Below are 19518 nucleotides of genomic sequence, written 5' to 3'. Positions count from 1 at the left end.
CATGACCACCGACACCACCACCAAGGGCACCGCCACCACGGTCCTGGACGCCCGCGGGGTCACCATGCGCTTCGGCGGCCTGACGGCCGTGCGCGGCGTGGACCTCACGGTCAACAGCGGCGAGATCGTCGGCCTCATCGGCCCCAACGGCGCCGGGAAGACCACCTTCTTCAACTGCCTCACCGGTCTGTACATCCCGACCGAGGGCGAGGTCCGCTACAAGGACCGGGTGCTGCCGCCCAAGTCGTTCAAGGTGACCGCCGCGGGGATCGCCCGGACGTTCCAGAACATCCGGCTGTTCAACAACATGACGGTGCTGGAGAACGTCCTCGTCGGCCGCCACACCCGCACCAGGGAGGGCTTCTGGTCGGCCGTCCTGCGCGGCCCCGGCTTCCACCGGGCGGAGGCGGCCTCCCGCGAACACGCCATGGAACTCCTGGAGTTCGTGGGCCTGGCCGCCAAGGCGGACCATCTGGCCCGCAACCTCCCCTACGGTGAGCAGCGCAAGCTGGAGATCGCCCGCGCCCTGGCCAGCGAGCCGGGCCTGCTGCTGCTGGACGAGCCGACGGCCGGCATGAACCCGCAGGAGACCCGGACCACCGAGGAACTGGTCTTCGCGATCCGCGACAAGGGCATCGCGATCCTCGTCATCGAGCACGACATGCGGTTCATCTTCAACCTCTGCGACCGCGTCGCCGTCCTGGTGCAGGGCGAGAAGCTGATCGAGGGCGACAGCGCCACCGTCCAGGGCGACGAGCGCGTCGTCGCCGCCTATCTGGGCGAACCCCTGGAGAACGACCCCGGCGCCGCGGAAGCCGCCGAGGTGGAGGCCGCCGAGGCCAACGCCGGCACCGCGGCCGACACCCCGGCCGGCAAGGAGAACGACCGATGACCGCCCTGCTCGAAGTCGAGGACCTCCGGGTCGCCTACGGCAAGATCGAAGCCGTCAAGGGCATCTCGTTCACGGTGGAGGCCGGCGAGGTCGTCACCCTCATCGGCACCAACGGCGCGGGCAAGACCACGACGCTGCGCACCCTGTCGGGGCTGCTGAAGCCCGTCGGCGGACAGATCCGCTTCAACGGCCGGTCGCTGAAGAAGGTCCCCGCCCACCAGATCGTCTCCCTGGGGCTCGCCCACTCCCCCGAGGGGCGGCACATCTTCCCCAGGATGGCGATCGAGGACAACCTCCGGCTCGGCGCGTTCCTGCGCAGTGACCGGCAGGGCATCGAGCGGGACATCCAGCACGCCTACGACCTCTTCCCGATCCTCGGGGAGCGGCGCAGGCAGGCCGCGGGCACCCTGTCCGGCGGTGAGCAGCAGATGCTCGCCATGGGCAGGGCGCTGATGTCGCAGCCGAAGCTGCTGATGCTGGACGAGCCCTCGATGGGCCTGTCGCCGATCATGATGCAGAAGATCATGTCGACGATCGCCGACCTGAAGGCGCAGGGCACCACGATCCTGCTGGTCGAGCAGAACGCCCAGGCCGCGCTGTCGCTGGCCGACCAGGGCCATGTGATGGAGGTCGGCAACATCGTGCTCTCCGGCACCGGCCAGGACCTGCTGCACGACGAGTCGGTCCGCAAGGCGTACCTGGGCGAGGACTGAGCACCCCGCCCCGGCGCCGCACGCGTCCGGGCCCGTACCCCTCGACGGGGGTACGGGCCCGGACGCGTGCGGTGCCCTTCCCGGGCGGGGGCGGGCGGGGCCCGGCCGGTGACGGAGGGTCAGCCCTTGGCCGCCTTCTTCTCCTCGGCGTCCAGGATGACCGCCTCGGCCACCTGCTGCATCGACATCCGGCGGTCCATGGAGGTCTTCTGGATCCACCGGAAGGCGGCGGGCTCGGTCAGTCCGTACTCGGTCTGGAGCACGGACTTGGCGCGGTCCACCAGCTTGCGGGTCTCCAGGCGCTGGCTGAGGTCCGCGACCTCCTTCTCCAGCGTCTTCAGCTCGGTGAACCGGGAGACGGCCATCTCGATCGCCGGGACGACGTCGCTCTTGCTGAAGGGCTTGACCAGGTACGCCATCGCCCCGGCGTCCCGGGCCCGCTCCACCAGATCGCGCTGGGAGAAGGCGGTCAGCATCAGCACCGGCGCGATGCTCTCGGCGGCGATCCGCTCGGCGGCCGAGATGCCGTCCAGCTTGGGCATCTTCACATCGAGGATCACCAGGTCGGGCCGGTGCTCACGGGCCAGCTCCACCGCCCGCTCGCCGTCGCCGGCCTCGCCGACCACGGAGTACCCCTCCTCCTCCAGCATCTCCTTGAGGTCGAGCCGGATCAGGGCCTCGTCCTCGGCGATGACGACGCGGGTCGTCATCGGAGGCACGTGCGACGCGTCGTCTTCGGGCACGTTCTCTGGCTGGGGCGGCTCGGGGGCGGTCACGTGGGGCTCCTCGTTCGGTGCAGGGGCACTGCTGACAAGAGCCTACCCAGCTCCTGTATGTTTGCTTCACCGAGGGGATACACTGCCTTCGGTTCGAAGAGGCTCCGGTAGTCCAATCGGCAGAGACGATGCCCTCAAAAGGCATTCAGTGTGGGTTCGAGTCCCACCCGGGGCACGTATCCCTTTCTTTCAGAGGTCAGCAGTCGTCCTCCCCGATGTGATGGACGCGCACCATGTTCGTCGTCCCCGGGACACCGGGCGGCGATCCGGCCGTGATGACCACGGCGTCGCCCCTCTCCCCGCGCCCGTACCGGGTGAGCAGTTCGTCCACCTGGTCGACCATCGCGTCGGTGGACTCCACCCGCGGCCCGAGGAAGGTCTCCACGCCCCAGGTGAGGCTGAGCTGCGCGCGGGTGGCCGGGTCCGGGGTGAAGGCCAGCAGCGGGATGGGCGAGCGGTAGCGGGACAGGCGCCGGGCGGTGTCCCCGGACTGGGTGAACGCCACCAGGAACTCCGCGCCGAGGAAGTCGCCGATCTCCGCCGCCGCGCGGGCCACCGCGCCGCCCTGGGTGCGGGGCTTGTCCTGCCCCGTCAGCGGCGGCAGCCCCCGGGCGAGGAGGTCCTCCTCGGCCGCCGCCACGATGCGGGCCATCGTCCGCACCGTCTCCACCGCGTACTTGCCGACGCTGGTCTCCCCGGAGAGCATCACGGCGTCCGTGCCGTCGATGACCGCGTTGGCGACGTCCGACGCCTCGGCGCGGGTCGGGCGGGCGTTGTCGATCATCGAGTCGAGCATCTGGGTGGCGACGATGACCGGCTTGGCGTTGCGCCGGGCCAGCTTGACCGCGCGCTTCTGCACGATCGGGACCTGTTCCAGGGGCATCTCGACGCCGAGGTCGCCGCGGGCCACCATGACGCCGTCGAAGGCCGCGACGATGTCCTCGATGTTCTCGACCGCCTGCGGCTTCTCGACCTTGGCGATGACGGGGAGCCGGCGGCCCTCCTCGTCCATGATCCGGTGCACGTCCAGCACGTCGCGGCCGCTGCGCACGAAGGACAGGGCGATCACGTCGAAGCCGCTGCGCAGCGCCCAGCGCAGGTCGTCCTCGTCCTTCTTGGACAGCGCGGGGACCGAGACCGAGACGCCGGGCAGGTTGAGCCCCTTGTGGTCGGAGACCATGCCGCCCTCGACCACCCGGGTGCGCACCCGGGGGCCGTCGACGCCGGTCACCCGCAGGCAGACCCGGCCGTCGTCGACCAGGATGCGCTCACCGGGGGTGACGTCGTCGGCGAGACCGGCGTAGGTGGTGCCGCAGCCGTGGCGGTCGCCCCCGGCGCCCTCCTCGACGGTGATGGTGAACTCGTCGTCGCGCTCGAGCAGGACGGGGCCCTCGGTGAAATGGCCGAGCCGGATCTTCGGGCCCTGGAGGTCGGCGAGGGTGCCGACGCTGCGGCCCGTCTCGTCGGCGGCCTTGCGCACCCGCTGGTAGCGCTCCTCGTGCTCGGCGTGGGTGCCATGGCTGAAATTGAAGCGGGCCACGTCCATACCGGCCTCGACCAGGCTCTTGATCTGGTCGTAGGAATCGGTGGCGGGCCCCAGGGTACAGACGATTTTCGCTCGGCGCATGGGTCGAGCCTATGCCGTACCAGCGGGTAGTGAATTGGCCGCACATGACCACTCAACCACCTTTGGGCAAAGGGTTCCTGACAAACCGTCAACAGTGCGGAACCCCGCTCCGATGAGCGTCGCACGCGGGGGCGGGGGCGCGCCGTCCGGCGGCCTCAGGTGCCGTCCGCGAGCGGTACGAGGGTGCGGTACCGGCGCGCGGACGGGACCCGGAGGCGCTCCTCGGCCAGTCCGAAGGTGGTGAAGGCGGTGCGGCCCGGCAGGGGGTAGGGCTCGGTGCCGGTCAGGTCGTTGAGGATGCTCGCGCTCCGCCAGGCGCCCAGGCCGAGGTCGGGGGCGCCGACGCCGTGGGTGTGCGTCTCGGCGTTCTGGACGTAGATCCGGCCGGTGACGGAGGGGCCGAGGTCCAGCCGGAAGCACTCGTCGACGCGGGGGCGCCCCCGGCCGTCCCGGCGCGGCTGCGGTTCCAGGGCGGCCAGCAGGCGGTCCAGGGGGCGTTCGCGGTGACCGGTGGCGAGGACGACCGCGTCGGTGGTCAGCCGGGTGCGGGTGCTCTGCGGGACGTGTTCCAGGTGGAGTTCGACCTGGCTGGCGGCGAGCCGCCCGGCGGTGCGGACCCGGACGCCGGGGGTGAGCACGGTGTCGGGCCAGCCGCCGCCCAGGGTACGGCGGTACAGCTCGTCGTGGATGGCGGCGGCGGTGTCGGCGTCGATGCCCCTGTGCAGCTGCCACTGGGAGGCGACGAGGCCGTCGCGCACCTCCTCGGGCAGGGCGTGGAAGTAGCGGGTGTGGTCGGGGGTGAAGTGCTCCAGCCCGAGCCGGGAGTACTCCATGGGCGCGAAGGCGCCGGTGCGGCCGAGCCAGTGCAGCCGCTCGCGGCCGACGGGGCGGTGGCGGAGCAGGTCGAGGAAGATCTCGGCGCCGGACTGGCCGGTGCCGATGACGGTGATGTGCCCGGCGGCGAGCAGCGCGTCGCGGTGGGCGAGGTAGTCGGAGGAGTGCACGACGGGGGCGCCGGGGGCGCCGACGAGGGGCGCGAGCGCCTCCGGGACGTGGGGTTCGGTGCCGATGCCGAGGACGACGTTCCTGGTGCGGGCGCGGGCCCGGGCGGTCGCCCCGCCGTCGGCGCCGATCCGGGTGTGGTCGATCTCGAAGAGGCCGTCCCGCGCGTTCCAGCGGACGGCGTCGACGCGGTGGCCGAAGCGCAGGGCGGGCAGGCGCTCGGCGACCCAGCGGCAGTAGGCGTCGTACTCGGTGCGCGGGATGTGGAAGCGCTCGGCGAAGTAGAAGGGGAAGAGGCGCTGGCGGGCCCGCAGGTGGTTGAGGAAGGACCAGGGGCTGCCGGGGTCGACCAGGGTGACGAGGTCCGCGAGGAAGGGGACCTGGACGCGGGCGCCGTCGATCAGCAGCCCGGGGTGCCAGTGGAAGGCGGGCCGCTGGTCGTAGAAGACGGCGTCGAGCCCGCTCAGGGGGTCGGCCAGGGCGGCGAGGGAGAGGTTGAAGGGGCCGATGCCGATACCGACGAGGTCATGGGGCTCGTCGGGGGCGGGCTGGGCGGACTGCGGGTCGTTCATCGGACGGGGGTTGTCCTTCCACGGGGCCGAGGAGCCGGCCGGGTCGTCGGGCCGGAGGTGGGGGCGGGGCGGACCGTCGTACGCGCGGACATGGGGCGCGCGGAGGTCCGGAGGTGCGCGGGGCCCGGCCCCCGTGCCCGGCCCGGTGCGCCGGTGGGCGCCGGCCTCCCGGGGGTTCGGTGCCGGGGTCGGCCGGGGGCTCCGGGGGGCGGGGGTGCGGACGGGGGGCGGCATGCCCATGGACTGCCTTCCGGGCGGGAACGGACAGCCCCCAGGGTGGCCGCGCTCCCCCGGGCATGCCCGGCAACCGCGCTGATCGGAACCCGAAAGGGGGTACCGCCGCCCGTCGCCCCACCGGCGGGGGCCCTGCGGGCACGTCCGCCCCGGGCGCCGCGCGGAGCCTGGGGCGGTGGCCTGCCGGGGTGGGGACGGGCGCCGTCCCGGGAGGTTGCCGCGAGGCCGGTCCCTTCCCGCGTCCGGGCTTCCGGCCCGCTCCCCCGCCGTCGGCCGCGGGCGCCCGGCGGATGCCGTCGGCCCGTTCCGCCGGGCGGCGGCTCCCCCCGGCCCGTCCTCCGGTCGGGCCCGTTCCGTCAACCCGGCTCGTCAACCGACCCGCCGGGCCACCGACCGGACCCGGCCGGCCATCCCGAGGCCAGGGGACCCGGGCTGACCTCCCGGCCTCGGGCCGGACCACCCCGGGACCGGCCTCCGGAACCGGGCCCCGGCCGCCCCCGGAACCGGGCCCCGGCCACCTCCCGGGCCGGGCGGCGGCCCCGGAGGCGGGGCACCGCCCGTGCCGTCAGTCCGTCTCGACCCCCCGGACGCGCAGGGCGCGGGCCAGGTCGTCGAGCTGGTCGACGAGCTTGCGGCGCAGGGCCGGGGTCGGGCCGTCCGTGTCGAGGCACTCCCGGCCGAGGCGCAGCGTCCCGGGGTCGACGGCGTACACCGGGAAGGCGCCGTGTCCGGCGGCCTCCGCCATGGCCGGTCCCCGGCGGGCGGCGAGGGCGACCGCGTCGGGGTAGTAGCGGGCGACGTACTCCGCGGTCAGCTCGGCCTGCTCGGGCTGCCAGAAGCCCTGGGCGGTCGCGGTGAACAGGTAGTTCGACAGCTCGTCGGAGTCGAACATGGCGGCCCAGGCGCGGCCCTTGGCCCCGGCGTCGGGCAGCGCGGCCCGACATCGGGCGGCGCCCTCCCGCCCGGTGGCGCTGGGGTCGTGCGCCAGCTCGGCGGCGATCTCCACCTCGCCGACCGCGCCGAGCACGGAGAGCCGGGTGAGGACCCGCCAGCGCAGCTCCGGGTCGAGTTCCGGGCCGCCGGGGACGGTGCCCTCGGCGAGCCAGCCGGTGATGGTGTCGGGCTGGGTGGCCGTGCTGATGCGGTGCCGCACGGCGATCAGCCGCAGCCCGGGGTGGTCGCCGTCCTCGGTGCGCCGGATGAGGTCGCGGCACAGCTCGGCCAGGACGGCCAGGGCGGCGGGCCGCTGCTCGGGGGTGACGTAGCGGCGGGCGACCTGGGTGGTGGCGAAGGTCAGCACCCCGTCGACGAGGGCCAGGTCGGTCTCGTGCGGAAGGTGCGCGCGGGCGGTCTCCAGGTACTCGGTGACCGGCAGCTCGCCGTCGCGCACGGCGTCCTGGAGCGCGTTCCAGACGACGGCCCGGGTGAGCGGGCCGGGGAGTCCGGACAGGGTCGCGGCGAGGGTGCGGAAGGACTCGGCGTCGAAGCGGACCTTGGCGTAGGTGAGGTCCCCGTCGTTCAGGACGATCAGGGCGGGGCGCTTGCCGATGGGCCGGGGCTCGCTCTGCGGCACGTCGATGTCGAGGCGCTCGCGCAGGCTCAGCCGGCCCTCGTCGGTGAGGTCCTGGTCGTAGAGGCCGACGGCGATGCGGTGCGGGCGGCTGCCGGTGCGTTCGACGGTGAGGAGGCGCCCGCCGTTGTCCCCGGTGACGCGCGGGGTGAGGGTGTCGACGCCGGTGGTGCGCAGCCAGGCGTCGGCCCAGGTGTGCACGTCGCGCTCGGTGGCGGCGGCGAGCGAGTCGATGAAGTCGGCGAGGGTGGCGTTGCCGAACCGGTGCCGCTCGAAGTGGAGGTTGATGCCGGCCAGGAAGTCCTTCTCGCCGAGCCAGGCGACGAGCTGGCGCAGCGCGGAGGCGCCCTTGGCGTAGGAGATGCCGTCGAAGTTGAGCAGCGCGGAGGCGGTGTCCTCGACGTTCTCCGGGGCCACCGGGTGGGTGGAGGGGCGCTGGTCGGCGTTGTAGCCCCAGGCCTTGCGGGCGACGCCGAAGTCGGTCCAGATGTCGGTGAAGCGGGTGGCCTCCCCGACGGTCCGGTAGCCCATGTACTCCGCGAAGGACTCGTTGAGCCAGATGTCGTCCCACCACTTGAGGGTGACGAGGTCACCGAACCACATGTGGGCCATCTCGTGGGCGATGACCATGGCGCGGGTCTGCCGCTCGGTGTCGGTGACGGCGGAGCGGAAGACGAACTCGTCGCGGAAGGTGACCAGTCCGGGGTTCTCCATGGCGCCGGCGTTGAACTCGGGGACGAACGCCTGGTCGTAGGAGTCGAACGGGTAGGGCTCGGTGAACTTCTCGTGGTAGCGGTCGAAGCAGGCGCGGGTGATCTCGAACAGCTCGTCCGCGTCGGCCTCCAGGTGGGGGGCGAGCGAGCGGCGGCAGTGGATGCCGAAGGGCAGCCCGCGGTGCTCGGCGCGCACGGAGTGCCAGGGCCCGGCGGCGACGGCGACGAGGTAGGTGGAGATGCGCGGCGTGGGGGCGGCCGTCCAGACGCCGCCGCCGGTGTGCTCGGTGACGCCGTTGGCGAGGACCGTCCACTCCTCGGGGGCGGTGACGGTCAGGGCGAAGACGGCCTTGAGGTCGGGCTGGTCGAAGGCGGCGTAGACGCGCTGCACGTCGTCGAGGAAGAGCTGGGTGTAGACATAGGTCTCGCCGTCACTGGGATCGGTGAAGCGGTGCATGCCCTCACCGGTGCGCGAGTAGCGCATGGACGCCTCGACGCGCAGCTCGTGCTCGCCCGGCGCGAGACCGGTCAGCGGCAGCCGGTTGCCGTCCAGGGCGCCGGGGTCGAGGGGCCGTCCGTCGAGGGTCACGGAGCGCAGTTCGGCGGGCTTGACCTCGACGAAGGTGTCCGTGCTGCCCGTCCCCGAGCGGACGGTGAACCGGATGGCGGTACGGGAGCCGAAGGTCTCGTCGCCGCCGGTCAGGTCGAGGTCGATGGTGTAGTGGTGGACATCGAGAAGCTGGGCACGGGTCTGCGCTTCGTCGCGCGTCAGTACGGACATGGTGGCCATGCTGCCCGATGGTGGGGGCGGCGCACAGGGCCGGGCCGTTTCACGGCGCTTGTCCGGTTCGTTCGGCGGTGGCGGCGCGCCCTGCGGGACCGCCGCGCGCCGTGCCGGGCCGCCGGGCGGGCGGTCAGTCCCGCGCGGGGACGGTGTCCTCGTCCTTGTGCTCCGCGATGCGCTCGTGGTGGTGGATCACCTCGGCGATGATGAACGTGAGGAACTTCTCGGCGAAGGCCGGGTCGAGTCTGGCGCTCTCCGCGAGGGAGCGCAGCCGGGCGATCTGCCGGGCCTCGCGGGCCGGATCGGCGGGCGGCAGGGAGTGCCGGGCCTTGAGGTGGCCGACCCGCTGGGTGCATTTGAACCGTTCGGCGAGCATGTGGACGACGGCGGCGTCGATGTTGTCGATGCTGTCGCGCAGCCGGGTCAGCTCCTCGACGACGGCGGGGTCCTCCGCGCCGGTGCCCGTGTTGCTGGTGGTCATGGTCGCCCACCCTACGGGTGGGGGGCGGAACGCCGCAGACCGTCTCACGGCCCGAACGCCTCCCCGGCGCGCCGGGGCGTGCGGCGCGCCGCGCCGCCGCCGCCCGCGGACACCGCCCGCACGGCGGGGACGGACGGCGCTGTGGGGCGGACCCGGCACCGGCACCCGCGCCGGGGCGGGAGCGGGCGGCCCTGGCGGGCGGGGCGTGACCGGTGTCCGGGCGCGGTGCTTGAATGCCCCCATGACGGAGGCGGACGGGGAGCCCGGCGGGCTCACGGTGACGGGTGTGGGCCGGGTGCGGGCGGAGCCGGGGCTGGCCCGGGTGGCCCTGGTGGTCGAGGTGGTGGAGCCCTCCCCCGACCTGGCGTTCCGCAACGCCGGGGAGGCGGTGTCGAGGCTGCGCGGAGTGCTGCGCCGGCACGGTCTGGCCGACGAGGGGGTGTCGGCCTCGCGGCTCGCCCTGGCCTCGGAGTTCGACGGCTACGGCACCGGCCGCAGGTTCGTCGGCTACGCGTGCCGGGCGGCGTACGGGGTGGAGACGGAGGCGCTGGACGGCCTCCAGCGGCTGATCGTGGACGTGGTGGCCGCGGGCGCGCAGCGGATCGACGGTGTGGAGTTCGACGTGCGGGACCGGGAGGCCCTGGGCGACGAGGCGCGCCGCCGCGCCGTGGCCGACGCCCGGCGCAGGGCCGGGGTGTACGCGGGGGCGGCGGGGGTGCGGCTGGGGCCGGTCGTCTCCCTGCGGGACCTGGAGGCGGGGCACGCCCAGGCGCCCGGTCTCCGTGCCGGGGCCGGCGGAGGGCCCGCGGGCGACCTCGCCCCCGGCGCGGTGGAGTTGACGGCCGCGGTGCGGGTCGGCTGGGCCCTCATCCCCTGACCCCGGCCGCCCCGGTCCCGCCGCGGACGATGCCCGCCGCGCGGGCCGCCGCGAGCCACTGCGGGAACTCCCCCAGCAGCAGGTCGTAGAGCCGGGCGTCGGACATCCGGCGGGGATCGCGCCCGGCGTGGAAGAACCCGGCGTTGTCGACGACCCGCCTGGCGGGCACGGCCAGCTCGTCCAGCCTGCGCAGATAGTCGAACCGGCGGCTGTCCGGGTCGCCGAAGCCGATGAACTGCCAGAACAGCGGCAGTCGGGCTGCCTTGCACAGATGGCGTTCGGCGGCGGTCCGGCTGCTCGGGCCGCCGTCGGTCTGGAAGACGACGAGGGCGGGGTCGCGGGCGCCGCTGTCCAGGTAGTGGTCGATGACGGCGTCCATGGCCGCCTCGTAGTGGGTGCGGCCCATGTGCCCGAGCCCGGCGGCGATCCGCCCGATGCGCCCCTCGTGGCCGGCGAGCGTGATCTCGGCGACGGCGTCGACGTCGGTGGAGAAGAAGACGACCGGCACGGTGCCGTCGTCGTCGAGGTGGGCGGAGAGCCCGAGGACCCGGTCGGCGAGCGCCTGGACGCTGCCGTCCCGGTAGTACGGCCGCATGGAGCCGGAGTGGTCGACGACCAGGTACACCGCCGCGCGGACGCCCTCCAGCCCGTGCTTCGTCAGCGACACCCCGGCGCTGCGGTACGGCCCGGCCAGGGCGGGCGCGCTCTCCAGCACCTTGGTCAGGCTGATGGCGGCCATCCGGGCTCCCCTCCCGCAGCGGCTTCGGCGTGGCCCGAGCGTACGGCATCCTCGACCGGGCTCCGGAGGGCCGCCGGGGTTGGTAGCTTGGTTCGCCGCCGGGCCGGTCGCGCCCCGCCGGACCGCGGGGTCACGGGACCGCGCGGCGGTGGGGGCGGTGGCCGGTGCCGGGTGTCGTCAGCGACGGGCGGAGGTCCTTCCCAGTGAAACGTGCCGGTGTGCTGCTTCTCATGGCCGCTCCCGTGGTGGTCACGGGCGCGTACCTGCTCATACCGGCCGACACGGCCGACGCCCCGTCCGCCCCGTCCGCCGTGACCGCCCCGGCCGCGTCGCGGGAGGCCGGCGGGGACCGGGCCGACGGGCGGGCCGAGGGTGCCCCGGCGGGGCTGGCCTCGCCGGAGAAGAAGGAGCTGGCGCAGCAACTGGTGTCGAGCGCCGAGAACTCCACCGTCGAGTGGCGCACCTCCTACGGCGCCATCGAGGACGACGGGCACGGCGACGGCTACACGGCCGGCATCATCGGCTTCTGCACCGGCACCCACGACCTGCTCGCCCTCGTCGAGCGCTACACCCGCGCCCGTCCGGACAACGGCCTGGCCCGCTACCTGCCCGCGCTGCGCGCGGTCGACGGGACCGGCTCCCACGAGGGACTGGACCCGGGCTTCCCCGACGCCTGGCGGGCCGAGGCGGAGGTCCCGGCGTTCCGGAAGGCGCAGGAGGAGGAGCGGGACCGGGTCTACTTCGATCCGGCGGTGCGCCGGGCCGAGCGGGACGGCCTGGGCGCGCTGGGCCAGTTCGTCTACTACGACGCGATGGTCTTCCACGGCCCGGACACGGGTCCCGACGGTTTCTACGGACTGCGCGAGCGGGCGGCGGAGCGGGCGGCGACCCCGGCCGCCGGCGGCTCCGAGACGGACTTCCTGAACGCCTTCCTCGATGTGCGGCGCGCGGCCATGCTGGCCCGGCGCCCCGGCATCGACACCTCCCGGATCGACACCGCCCAGCGCCGCTTCCTGGGGGCCGGGAACCTGGCGCTGCGGACCCCGCTGACGTGGCAGACGTACGGGGACACGTACCGGGTGCCGTAGGGCGCGGCCGGCCCCGGCGGGCGGTCGGCGGGAGGCCCGGGGACGGCCCGGACGGGCGCGGGGCGTACGGAGAGACGACAGCGCCTGCCCGGGGTCCGGTCGGGGACAGGGCAGGCGCCATCTCGGGGGGTCCGGGGGAAAGTCCCCCGGAGTGCCCGCCCGTACGCCGTTGTACGGGACGTCTCGGATCGATCCGCCGGTCAGACCGCCAGGGAGCGGTCGGTCGGGCGGATCGGGGCCGGCAGGTCGCTGGCCCCGGTCAGGAAGCGGTCGGCACCGCGGGCGGCCGAGCGGCCCTCCGCGATGGCCCAGACGATGAGCGACTGGCCCCGGCCGGCGTCGCCGGCGACGAACACACCCGGCACATTGGTCTGGAAGTCGGCGTCCCGGGCGATGTTACCCCGTTCGTCGAGTGCCAGTCCGAACTGTTCCACCAGGCCGTTCTCCCGGTCGGTTCCGGTGAAGCCCATGGCGAGGGTGACGAGCTGGGCCGGGATGCGGCGCCCGGTGCCCGGCTTCGGCGTGAACCCGCCGTCGGCGAACTCCACTTCGGCGAGGTGGAGCCACTGGACGCGGCCCTCCTCGTCGCCCTCGAAACGGGTGGTGGAGACGGCGTAGACCCGCTCGCCGCCCTCCTCGTGGGCCGAGGTGACCTTGTAGAGCATGGGGAAGGTCGGCCAGGGCTGCGAGGCCGGATTCCGCTCCTCGCCCGGCCGCGGCATGATCTCCAGCTGGGTGACGGAGGCGGCGCCCTGGCGGTGGGCGGTGCCCACGCAGTCGGCGCCGGTGTCGCCGCCGCCGATGACGACGACGTGCTTGCCCTCGGCGGAGATCGGGGAGGTGACGTAGTCGCCCTCCTGGACCTTGTTGGCCAGCGGCAGGTACTCCATCGCCTGGTGGATGCCGAGGAGTTCACGGCCGGGCACCGGCAGGTCGCGGGCGGTGGTGGACCCGGCGGCGATGACCACGGCGTCGTAGCGGCGGCGCAGGTCGGTGGCCTTCAGGTCGCGGCCGATCTCGACGCCGGTGCGGAACCGGGTGCCCTCCGCGCGCATCTGCTCGATGCGCCGGTTGATGTGCCGCTTCTCCATCTTGAACTCGGGGATGCCGTACCGCAGCAGGCCCCCGACGCGGTCGGCGCGCTCGTAGACGGCGACGGTGTGGCCGGCCCGGGTGAGCTGCTGGGCGGCGGCCAGCCCGGCCGGGCCGGAGCCGATGACGGCCACGGTCCGCCCGGAGAGCCGCTCGGGGACGCGCGGGACGACGTCACCGGTCTCCCACGCCTTGTCGATGATGGAGACCTCGACGTTCTTGATGGTCACCGGCTGCTGGTTGATGCCGAGGACGCACGCCGACTCGCACGGGGCCGGGCACAGGCGGCCGGTGAACTCCGGGAAGTTGTTGGTGGCGTGCAGGCGCTCCTGGGCGGCCGGCCAGTCCTCGCGGTAGGCGTAGTCGTTCCACTCGGGGATCAGGTTCCCGAGCGGGCAGCCGCTGTGGCAGAACGGGATGCCGCAGTCCATGCACCGGGACGCCTGGGTGCCGATGATCGGCAGCAGGGAGCCGGGGACGTACACCTCGCTCCAGTCCCTGACGCGCTCCGCGACGGGACGCGTCCTGGCGGCCTCGCGGTCGTGGTTGAGGAAGCCCTTGGGATCAGCCATGGGACGCCGCCTCCATCATCTTCTCGGTGATCGCGGTCTCGGTGAGACCGGCCCGCTCGGCGGCGTCCTTGGCGGCGAGCACTGCCTTGTACGTACGGGGGATGATCCGGCTGAACCGCGCCGCGGCGGCGGGCCAGTCGGCGAGGAGCGCGGCGGCGACGGTCGAGCCGGTCTCCTCGTGGTGCCGGCGCACCACGTCGTGCAGCCGTTCCCGGTCGGCGTCGTCCAGCGGCTCCACGGCGTCCAGGTTCCCGGCGTTGACGCGGCGCGGGTCGAGGTCGAGGACGTGGGCGACCCCGCCGGACATGCCGGCCGCGAAGTTGCGCCCGGTCGGGCCGAGGACGACGGCGTGGCCGCCGGTCATGTACTCGCAGCCGTGGTCCCCGACGCCCTCGGAGACGGCCAGCGCGCCGGAGTTGCGGACGCAGAAGCGCTCTCCGACCCGGCCGCGCAGGAACATCTCGCCGCCGGTGGCGCCGTAGCCGATGGTGTTTCCGGCGATGGTGGAGTACTCCGCGAGGTGGTCGGCGCGCCGGTCCGGGCGGACGACGATCCGGCCGCCGGAGAGGCCCTTGCCGACGTAGTCGTTGGCGTCGCCCTCCAGGCGCAGGGTGATGCCGCGCGGCACGAAGGCGCCGAAGGACTGCCCGGCGGAGCCGGTGAAGGTGAGGTCGACGGTGTCGTCGGGCAGGCCCGCGCCGCCGAACCTCCGGGTCACCTCGTGGCCGAGCATGGTGCCGACGGTGCGGTTGATGTTGCGGATGGCGACCCGGGCCCGCACCGGGGCGGCGGCCTCGGCGCCGGGGGCGCCCAGGGCGTCGGCCGCGAGCCGGATCAGCTCGTTGTCCAGGGCCTTCTCCAGGCCGTGGTCCTGGGCGACGGTCCGGTGGCGCACCGCGCCCTCGGGCAGGTCGGGCACGTGGAACAGGGGGGCCAGGTCGAGGCCCCGCGCCTTCCAGTGGTCGACGGCCCGGGTGACGTCGAGGGCCTCGGCGTGGCCGACGGCCTCCTCGACGGAGCGGTAGCCCAGCTCGGCGAGGAGCTCGCGGACCTCCTCGGCGATGAACCGGAAGAAGGTGACGATGTGCTCGGCCCGGCCCGCGAACCGCTCGCGCAGCACCGGGTTCTGGGTGGCGATGCCGACGGGGCAGGTGTCCAGGTGGCAGACGCGCATCATGACGCAGCCGGAGACGACGAGCGGCGCGGTGGCGAAGCCGAACTCCTCGGCGCCGAGGAGGGCGGCGATGACCACGTCGCGACCGGTCTTGAGCTGGCCGTCGGTCTGGACGACGATCCGGTCGCGCAACCCGTTGAGCAGCAGGGTCTGCTGGGTCTCGGCCAGGCCCAGCTCCCAGGGGCCGCCCGCGTGCTTGAGCGAGGTCAGCGGGGAGGCGCCGGTGCCGCCGTCGTGGCCGGAGACGAGGACCACGTCGGCGTGGGCCTTGGAGACCCCGGCGGCGACGGTGCCGACGCCGACCTCGGAGACCAGCTTGACGTGGACGCGCGCCCGGGGGTTGGCGTTCTTGAGGTCGTGGATGAGCTGGGCGAGGTCCTCGATGGAGTAGATGTCGTGGTGCGGCGGCGGGGAGATCAGGCCCACGCCGGGGGTGCTGTGCCGGGTCCTGGCGACCCAGGGGTAGACCTTGTGGCCGGGGAGCTGGCCGCCCTCGCCGGGCTTGGCGCCCTGGGCCATCTTGATCTGGATGTCGTCCGCGTTGACCAGGTACTCGCTGGTGACGCCGAAGCGCCCGGAGGCGACCTGCTTGATGGCGGAGCGGCGGACGGGGTCGTGGAGCCGCTCGGGGTCCTCGCCGCCCTCGCCGGTGTTGGACTTGGCGCCGAGCCGGTTCATGGCGACGGCGAGCGTCTCGTGCGCCTCCTGGGAGATGGAGCCGTACGACATGGCGCCGGTGGAGAAGCGCTTGACGATCTCGGAGACGGGCTCGACCTCGTCCAGCGGGACGGGGGTCCGGCCGGAGGCGAAGCCGAACAGCCCGCGCAGCGTCATCAGGCGTTCGGACTGCTCGTTCACCCGGGACGTGTACTTCTTGAAGATGTCGTAGCGCCCGGAGCGCGTGGAGTGCTGGAGGCGGAAGACCGTCTCCGGGTCGAACAGGTGGGGCTCGCCCTCGCGGCGCCACTGGTACTCGCCGCCGATCTCCAGAGCGCGGTGCGCCGGGGCGATGCCGGAGGCGGGGTACGCCTTGGCGTGGCGGGCGGCGACCTCCCGGGCGATGACGTCGATGCCGACGCCGCCGATCTTGGTGGCGGTGCCGTGGAAGTAGGTCTCCACGAAGGACTCGTCGAGACCGACGGCCTCGAAGACCTGGGCGCCGCGGTAGGAGGCGACGGTGGAGATGCCCATCTTGGACATCACCTTGAGGACGCCCTTGCCCAGGGCGTGGATGAGGTTGCGGAGGGACTGCGCGAGGTCGGCGCCGGGCAGGAAGGTCCCGGCCCGCACGAGGTCCTCGACGGACTCCATCGCGAGGTAGGGGTTGACGGCCGCGGCGCCGTAGCCGATGAGCAGGGCCACGTGGTGGACCTCGCGGACGTCGCCGGCCTCGACCAGCAGGCCCACCTGGGTGCGCTGCTTGGTGCGGATGAGGTGGTGGTGGACGGCCGCGGTGAGCAGCAGCGAGGGGATCGGGGCGTGCTCGGCGTCCGCGTGGCGGTCGGAGAGCACGATCAGCCGGGCGCCGTTGTCGATGGCGGCGTCGGCCTCGGCGCGGATCTCCTCGATCCGGGCGGCCAGTGCCTCGCCGCCGCCGTGCACCCGGTAGAGGCCGGAGAGGGTGGCGGCCTTGAAACCGGGCATGTCGCCGTCGGCGTTGATGTGGATGAGCTTGGCCAGCTCGTCGTTGTCGATCACCGGGAAGGGCAGGACGACGCTGCGGCAGGACGCGGCGGTCGGGTCCAGCAGGTTGCCCTGGGGGCCCAGGGAGCTGCGCAGGGAGGTGACCAGCTCCTCCCGGATGGCGTCCAGGGGCGGGTTGGTGACCTGGGCGAAGAGCTGGGTGAAGTAGTCGAACAGCAGCCGGGGCCGCTCGGAGAGGGCGGCGATCGGGGAGTCGGTGCCCATGGAGCCGATCGGCTCGGTGCCGGTGCGGGCCATCGGCGCCAGGATGACCCGCAGCTCCTCCTCGGTGTACCCGAAGGTCTGCTGGCGGCGGGTGACCGAGGCGTGGGTGTGGACGATGTGCTCGCGCTCGGGCAGGTCGGACAGCTCGATCTCGCCGGCCTCCAGCCACTCGGCGTAGGGCTGTCCGGCGGCCAGGGCGGCCTTGACCTCGTCGTCCTCGATGATGCGGTGCTCGGCGGTGTCGACGAGGAACATGCGGCCGGGCTGGAGGCGGCCCTTGCGGACCACCCGGGCCGGGTCGATGTCCAGGACGCCGACCTCGGAGCCGAGGACCACGAGGCCGTCGTCGGTGACCCAGTAGCGGCCGGGGCGCAGCCCGTTGCGGTCGAGGACGGCGCCGACCTGGGTGCCGTCGGTGAAGGTGACGCAGGCGGGGCCGTCCCAGGGCTCCATCATCGTGGAGTGGTACTGGTAGAAGGCGCGGCGGCCCGCGTCCTCGATGTTCATGGACTCGTGGTTCTCCCACGCCTCCGGGATCATCATCAGCACGGCGTGCGGCAGCGAGCGCCCGCCCAGGTGCAGCAGTTCCAGGACCTCGTCGAAGGAGGCGGAGTCCGAGGCGTCCGGGGTGCAGATGGGGAACAGCCGCTCCAGTCCCGCGGCGACGCTCTCGCCCGCCGCCCCCTCCCGCGCCGGTCCGTGGCCGAACAGGTCGGAGGCGAGCTGGGACTCCCGGGCGGCCATCCAGTTGCGGTTGCCCCGGACGGTGTTGATCTCGCCGTTGTGCGCGACGAACCGGTAGGGGTGGGCCAGCGGCCAGGCCGGGAAGGTGTTGGTGGAGAACCGGGAGTGCACGAGCGCGATCGCGGAGGCGAAGCGGCGGTCGGACAGGTCCGGGAAGAACGGTTCGAGCTGGCCGGTGGTCAGCATGCCCTTGTACACGACGGTGCGCGCGGACAGCGAGGGGAAGTAGACGCCCAGCTCGCGTTCGGCCCGCTTGCGCAGGGCGAAGGCACGGCGGTCCAGGGCGATGCCCCGGGAGGTGCCGTCGGTGACGAAGAGCTGGCGCAGGACCGGCATCGTGGCACGGGCGGTGGCGCCCAGCAGTTGCGGGGCGACGGGGACCTCGCGCCAGCCGAGGACGGTCAGTCCCTCCTCGGCGGCCAGTTCCCCGACCCGCTCGACGGCGGCGCCGGTCCCCTCCGGCGGGAGGAAGGCGATGCCGACGGCGTAGCCGCCGGGCTCGGGCAGGTCGAAACCGGCCACCTCGCGGAGGAAGGCGTCGGGCACCTGCGTCAGGATGCCCGCGCCGTCGCCCGAGTCGGGCTCGGAGCCGGTGGCTCCCCGGTGCTCCAGGTTGCGCAGCACGGTGAGGGCCTGGTCCACCAGGGTGTGGGACGCCTCACCGGTGAGGGTGGCGACGAATCCGACGCCGCAGGCGTCGTGCTCCTCGCGGGGGTCGTACAGGCCCTGCCGGGCGGGGCGGGCGTCCATGAAGGACCGGTTCCGGTCGGTCACGGGCTGCTGGGACGGCTGGCGCGGCATGTGCATCGGCTCTCCCCATCGTCGTCGGGTGGCAAGTCGAGTTGCCGAGGGACGACGCTGGCCCTCCGCTGAGTGCGAAAGCTGGTGCAGGCTACACGATGTTGCGGATCTCGCAAAGCGGAAACGCCGTACCATTATGCGGACATCTGAGGGGTCGGCGACGGGTTTCGGGGTCGCGGACCCGATGGTGCGAGGTGGTGGGTCGAGCCGAGGGAAAGGACGCTGACCGGCGGCTCTGGGACAAAGGGGCGTCGTCGCCCGCTCCGCGGGATACGCGACGGGCTTCCTCACCCGTGGCGCTTACGCACCATGCCCGCTGGCTTCGGGGACGAAACCAGCGGGCAGGGAATTTACTTGTGTGTAACGCGGGGAGGCCGATCCGGACGGAGCGGGTCAGCCCAGGGCCGAGTCGAACAGGGTGCCCAGGAGGTAGGTCACCCCGGCCGCCGCGCCGCCCAGCGCGAGCTGCCGCAGCCCGCTGAACCACCAGCTCCGGGCGGTGACCTTGGCGACCACCGCGCCGCACAGGAACAGCCCGGCCAGCGCCAGCAGCACGGCGGGCCAGAGGGCCTCGGCGCCGAGGAGGAAGGGCAGCACCGGGAGCAGGGCGCCGAGGGCGAAGGAACCGAACGAGGAGACCGCCGCGACCAGCGGGGAGGGCAGGTCGGAGGGGTCGATGCCGAGCTCCTCGCGGGCGTGTATCTCCAGCGCCTGCTCGGGGTCGCGGGAGAGCTGCCGGGCAACCTCCCGGGCCAGCTTCGGCTCGACGCCGCGCGCCTCGTAGAGGGCGGCCAGCTCGGCCTCCTCGTCCTTCGGGTGCTTGCGCAGCTCCCGGCGCTCCACGTCCAGCTCGGCCTCGACCAGCTCGCGCTGGGAGGCGACGGAGGTGTACTCGCCGGCGGCCATCGAGAAGGCTCCGGCCGCCAGGCCCGCCAGACCGCTGAGCACGATGGTCTGCTGCCCGGCCGCGCCCCCGGCGACGCCGGTCATCAGGGCCAGGTTGGAGACCAGCCCGTCCATGGCGCCGAAGACGGCGGGGCGCAGCCACCCCCCGTTGACGTCCCGGTGGGTGTGGTTGTCGCGGTGCGCCACGTGGAGCGCGGCTTCGGTCTCGATGATGGCCATGCGGGTCCCCCCGGGGAGCGTCGAGCACGTCGTC

At 73.5% G+C, this 19518-nt stretch carries 13 protein-coding genes and 1 tRNA gene; 5 read left to right on the top strand and 9 right to left on the bottom strand.

The window, feature by feature from the left end; all coding sequences use genetic code 11:
• Position 1 precedes the first annotated feature (1 nt).
• Together GTY84_RS07085 and GTY84_RS07080 are read left to right on the top strand one after the other, a co-directional pair.
• On the top strand, positions 2-892 hold the full coding sequence (locus GTY84_RS07085; protein WP_161225231.1) for an ABC transporter ATP-binding protein: 891 nt from the start codon (positions 2-4) through the stop codon (positions 890-892).
• Complete coding sequence (locus GTY84_RS07080; RefSeq protein WP_161225230.1) at positions 889-1605, top strand: ABC transporter ATP-binding protein; 717 nt, start codon at positions 889-891, stop codon at positions 1603-1605. Before GTY84_RS07085 ends, GTY84_RS07080 begins: the two co-directional genes overlap by 4 nt.
• A gap of 119 nt (positions 1606-1724) precedes the next feature.
• Here GTY84_RS07080 and GTY84_RS07075 read toward each other — a convergent pair whose 3' ends face one another.
• Positions 1725-2381 carry a response regulator gene (locus tag GTY84_RS07075; protein WP_161225229.1) on the bottom strand — a complete coding sequence of 219 codons (657 nt, stop codon included), beginning with the start codon at positions 2379-2381 and terminating at the stop codon, positions 1725-1727.
• 101 nt (positions 2382-2482) lie between these two features.
• On the opposite strand from GTY84_RS07075, the gene GTY84_RS07070 reads away from it, so the two are divergent.
• Positions 2483-2556, top strand: a tRNA-Leu gene (locus tag GTY84_RS07070).
• Positions 2557-2577: 21 nt separating this feature from the next.
• On the opposite strand, the gene pyk is transcribed toward GTY84_RS07070, so the two are convergent.
• The 4 genes from pyk to GTY84_RS07050 all read right to left on the bottom strand — a co-directional run bounded on the left by pyk (position 2578) and on the right by GTY84_RS07050 (position 9364).
• On the bottom strand, positions 2578-4008 hold the full coding sequence (gene pyk, locus GTY84_RS07065; protein WP_161225228.1) for a pyruvate kinase: 1431 nt from the start codon (positions 4006-4008) through the stop codon (positions 2578-2580).
• Positions 4009-4163: 155 nt separating this feature from the next.
• Complete coding sequence (locus tag GTY84_RS07060) at positions 4164-5582, bottom strand: SidA/IucD/PvdA family monooxygenase (protein ID WP_237532093.1); 1419 nt, start codon at positions 5580-5582, stop codon at positions 4164-4166.
• Between the two features lie 799 nt (positions 5583-6381).
• On the bottom strand, positions 6382-8880 hold the full coding sequence (pepN, locus tag GTY84_RS07055; RefSeq protein ID WP_161225226.1) for an aminopeptidase N: 2499 nt from the start codon (positions 8878-8880) through the stop codon (positions 6382-6384).
• 133 nt (positions 8881-9013) lie between these two features.
• Positions 9014-9364 (bottom strand): chorismate mutase, encoded by a 351-nt coding sequence (locus tag GTY84_RS07050; protein WP_161225225.1) that lies wholly within the window; start codon positions 9362-9364, stop codon positions 9014-9016.
• Between the two features lie 241 nt (positions 9365-9605).
• Here GTY84_RS07050 and GTY84_RS07045 point away from each other — a divergent pair, with 241 nt between their 5' ends.
• A complete protein-coding gene (locus GTY84_RS07045; RefSeq protein WP_161225224.1) occupies positions 9606-10241 on the top strand; it encodes an SIMPL domain-containing protein in 636 nt (211 codons plus the stop codon).
• Here the strand turns inward: GTY84_RS07045 and GTY84_RS07040 are convergent.
• Complete coding sequence (locus GTY84_RS07040) at positions 10231-10980, bottom strand: VWA domain-containing protein (RefSeq protein WP_161225223.1); 750 nt, start codon at positions 10978-10980, stop codon at positions 10231-10233. The two genes, GTY84_RS07045 and GTY84_RS07040, sit on opposite strands and share 11 nt — an antisense overlap.
• A gap of 203 nt (positions 10981-11183) precedes the next feature.
• Between GTY84_RS07040 and GTY84_RS07035 the strand changes: the two genes are divergently transcribed.
• On the top strand, positions 11184-12068 hold the full coding sequence (locus GTY84_RS07035; RefSeq protein ID WP_345943356.1) for a chitosanase: 885 nt from the start codon (positions 11184-11186) through the stop codon (positions 12066-12068).
• 200 nt (positions 12069-12268) lie between these two features.
• On the opposite strand, the gene GTY84_RS07030 is transcribed toward GTY84_RS07035, so the two are convergent.
• The 3 genes from GTY84_RS07030 to GTY84_RS07020 all read right to left on the bottom strand — a co-directional run bounded on the left by GTY84_RS07030 (position 12269) and on the right by GTY84_RS07020 (position 19484).
• Positions 12269-13732, bottom strand: coding sequence for a glutamate synthase subunit beta (locus GTY84_RS07030; protein ID WP_161225222.1), 1464 nt, complete (start codon positions 13730-13732; stop codon positions 12269-12271).
• Complete coding sequence (gene gltB / locus GTY84_RS07025; RefSeq protein ID WP_202550106.1) at positions 13725-18308, bottom strand: glutamate synthase large subunit; 4584 nt, start codon at positions 18306-18308, stop codon at positions 13725-13727. Before gltB ends, GTY84_RS07030 begins: the two co-directional genes overlap by 8 nt.
• Before the next feature lie 444 nt (positions 18309-18752).
• Complete coding sequence (locus GTY84_RS07020; protein ID WP_161225221.1) at positions 18753-19484, bottom strand: VIT1/CCC1 transporter family protein; 732 nt, start codon at positions 19482-19484, stop codon at positions 18753-18755.
• Between the last annotated feature and the right edge of the window lie 34 nt (positions 19485-19518).

It is taken from the genome of Streptomyces sp. SID8352 (assembly GCF_009862265.1).
Taxonomy (GTDB): Bacteria; Actinomycetota; Actinomycetes; order Streptomycetales; family Streptomycetaceae; genus Streptomyces.
Note: the sequence above shows the minus strand (reverse complement) of the source record. Positions and strands in the feature narration are given on the sequence as shown.

Excerpts from the sequence above, each read along its gene's own strand:
- GTY84_RS07085 (WP_161225231.1), top strand. The coding sequence starts at position 2 with ATGACCACCGACACCACCACCAAGGGCACCGCCACCACGGTCCTGGAC.
- GTY84_RS07080 (WP_161225230.1), top strand. The coding sequence starts at position 889 with ATGACCGCCCTGCTCGAAGTCGAGGACCTCCGGGTCGCCTACGGCAAG.
- pyk (WP_161225228.1), bottom strand. The coding sequence starts at position 4,008 with ATGCGCCGAGCGAAAATCGTCTGTACCCTGGGGCCCGCCACCGATTCC.
- GTY84_RS07060 (WP_237532093.1), bottom strand. The coding sequence starts at position 5,582 with ATGAACGACCCGCAGTCCGCCCAGCCCGCCCCCGACGAGCCCCATGAC.
- pepN (WP_161225226.1), bottom strand. The coding sequence starts at position 8,880 with ATGTCCGTACTGACGCGCGACGAAGCGCAGACCCGTGCCCAGCTTCTC.
- GTY84_RS07050 (WP_161225225.1), bottom strand. The coding sequence starts at position 9,364 with ATGACCACCAGCAACACGGGCACCGGCGCGGAGGACCCCGCCGTCGTC.
- GTY84_RS07045 (WP_161225224.1), top strand. The coding sequence starts at position 9,606 with ATGACGGAGGCGGACGGGGAGCCCGGCGGGCTCACGGTGACGGGTGTG.
- GTY84_RS07040 (WP_161225223.1), bottom strand. The coding sequence starts at position 10,980 with ATGGCCGCCATCAGCCTGACCAAGGTGCTGGAGAGCGCGCCCGCCCTG.
- GTY84_RS07030 (WP_161225222.1), bottom strand. The coding sequence starts at position 13,732 with ATGGCTGATCCCAAGGGCTTCCTCAACCACGACCGCGAGGCCGCCAGG.
- gltB (WP_202550106.1), bottom strand. The coding sequence starts at position 18,308 with ATGGACGCCCGCCCCGCCCGGCAGGGCCTGTACGACCCCCGCGAGGAG.
- GTY84_RS07020 (WP_161225221.1), bottom strand. The coding sequence starts at position 19,484 with ATGGCCATCATCGAGACCGAAGCCGCGCTCCACGTGGCGCACCGCGAC.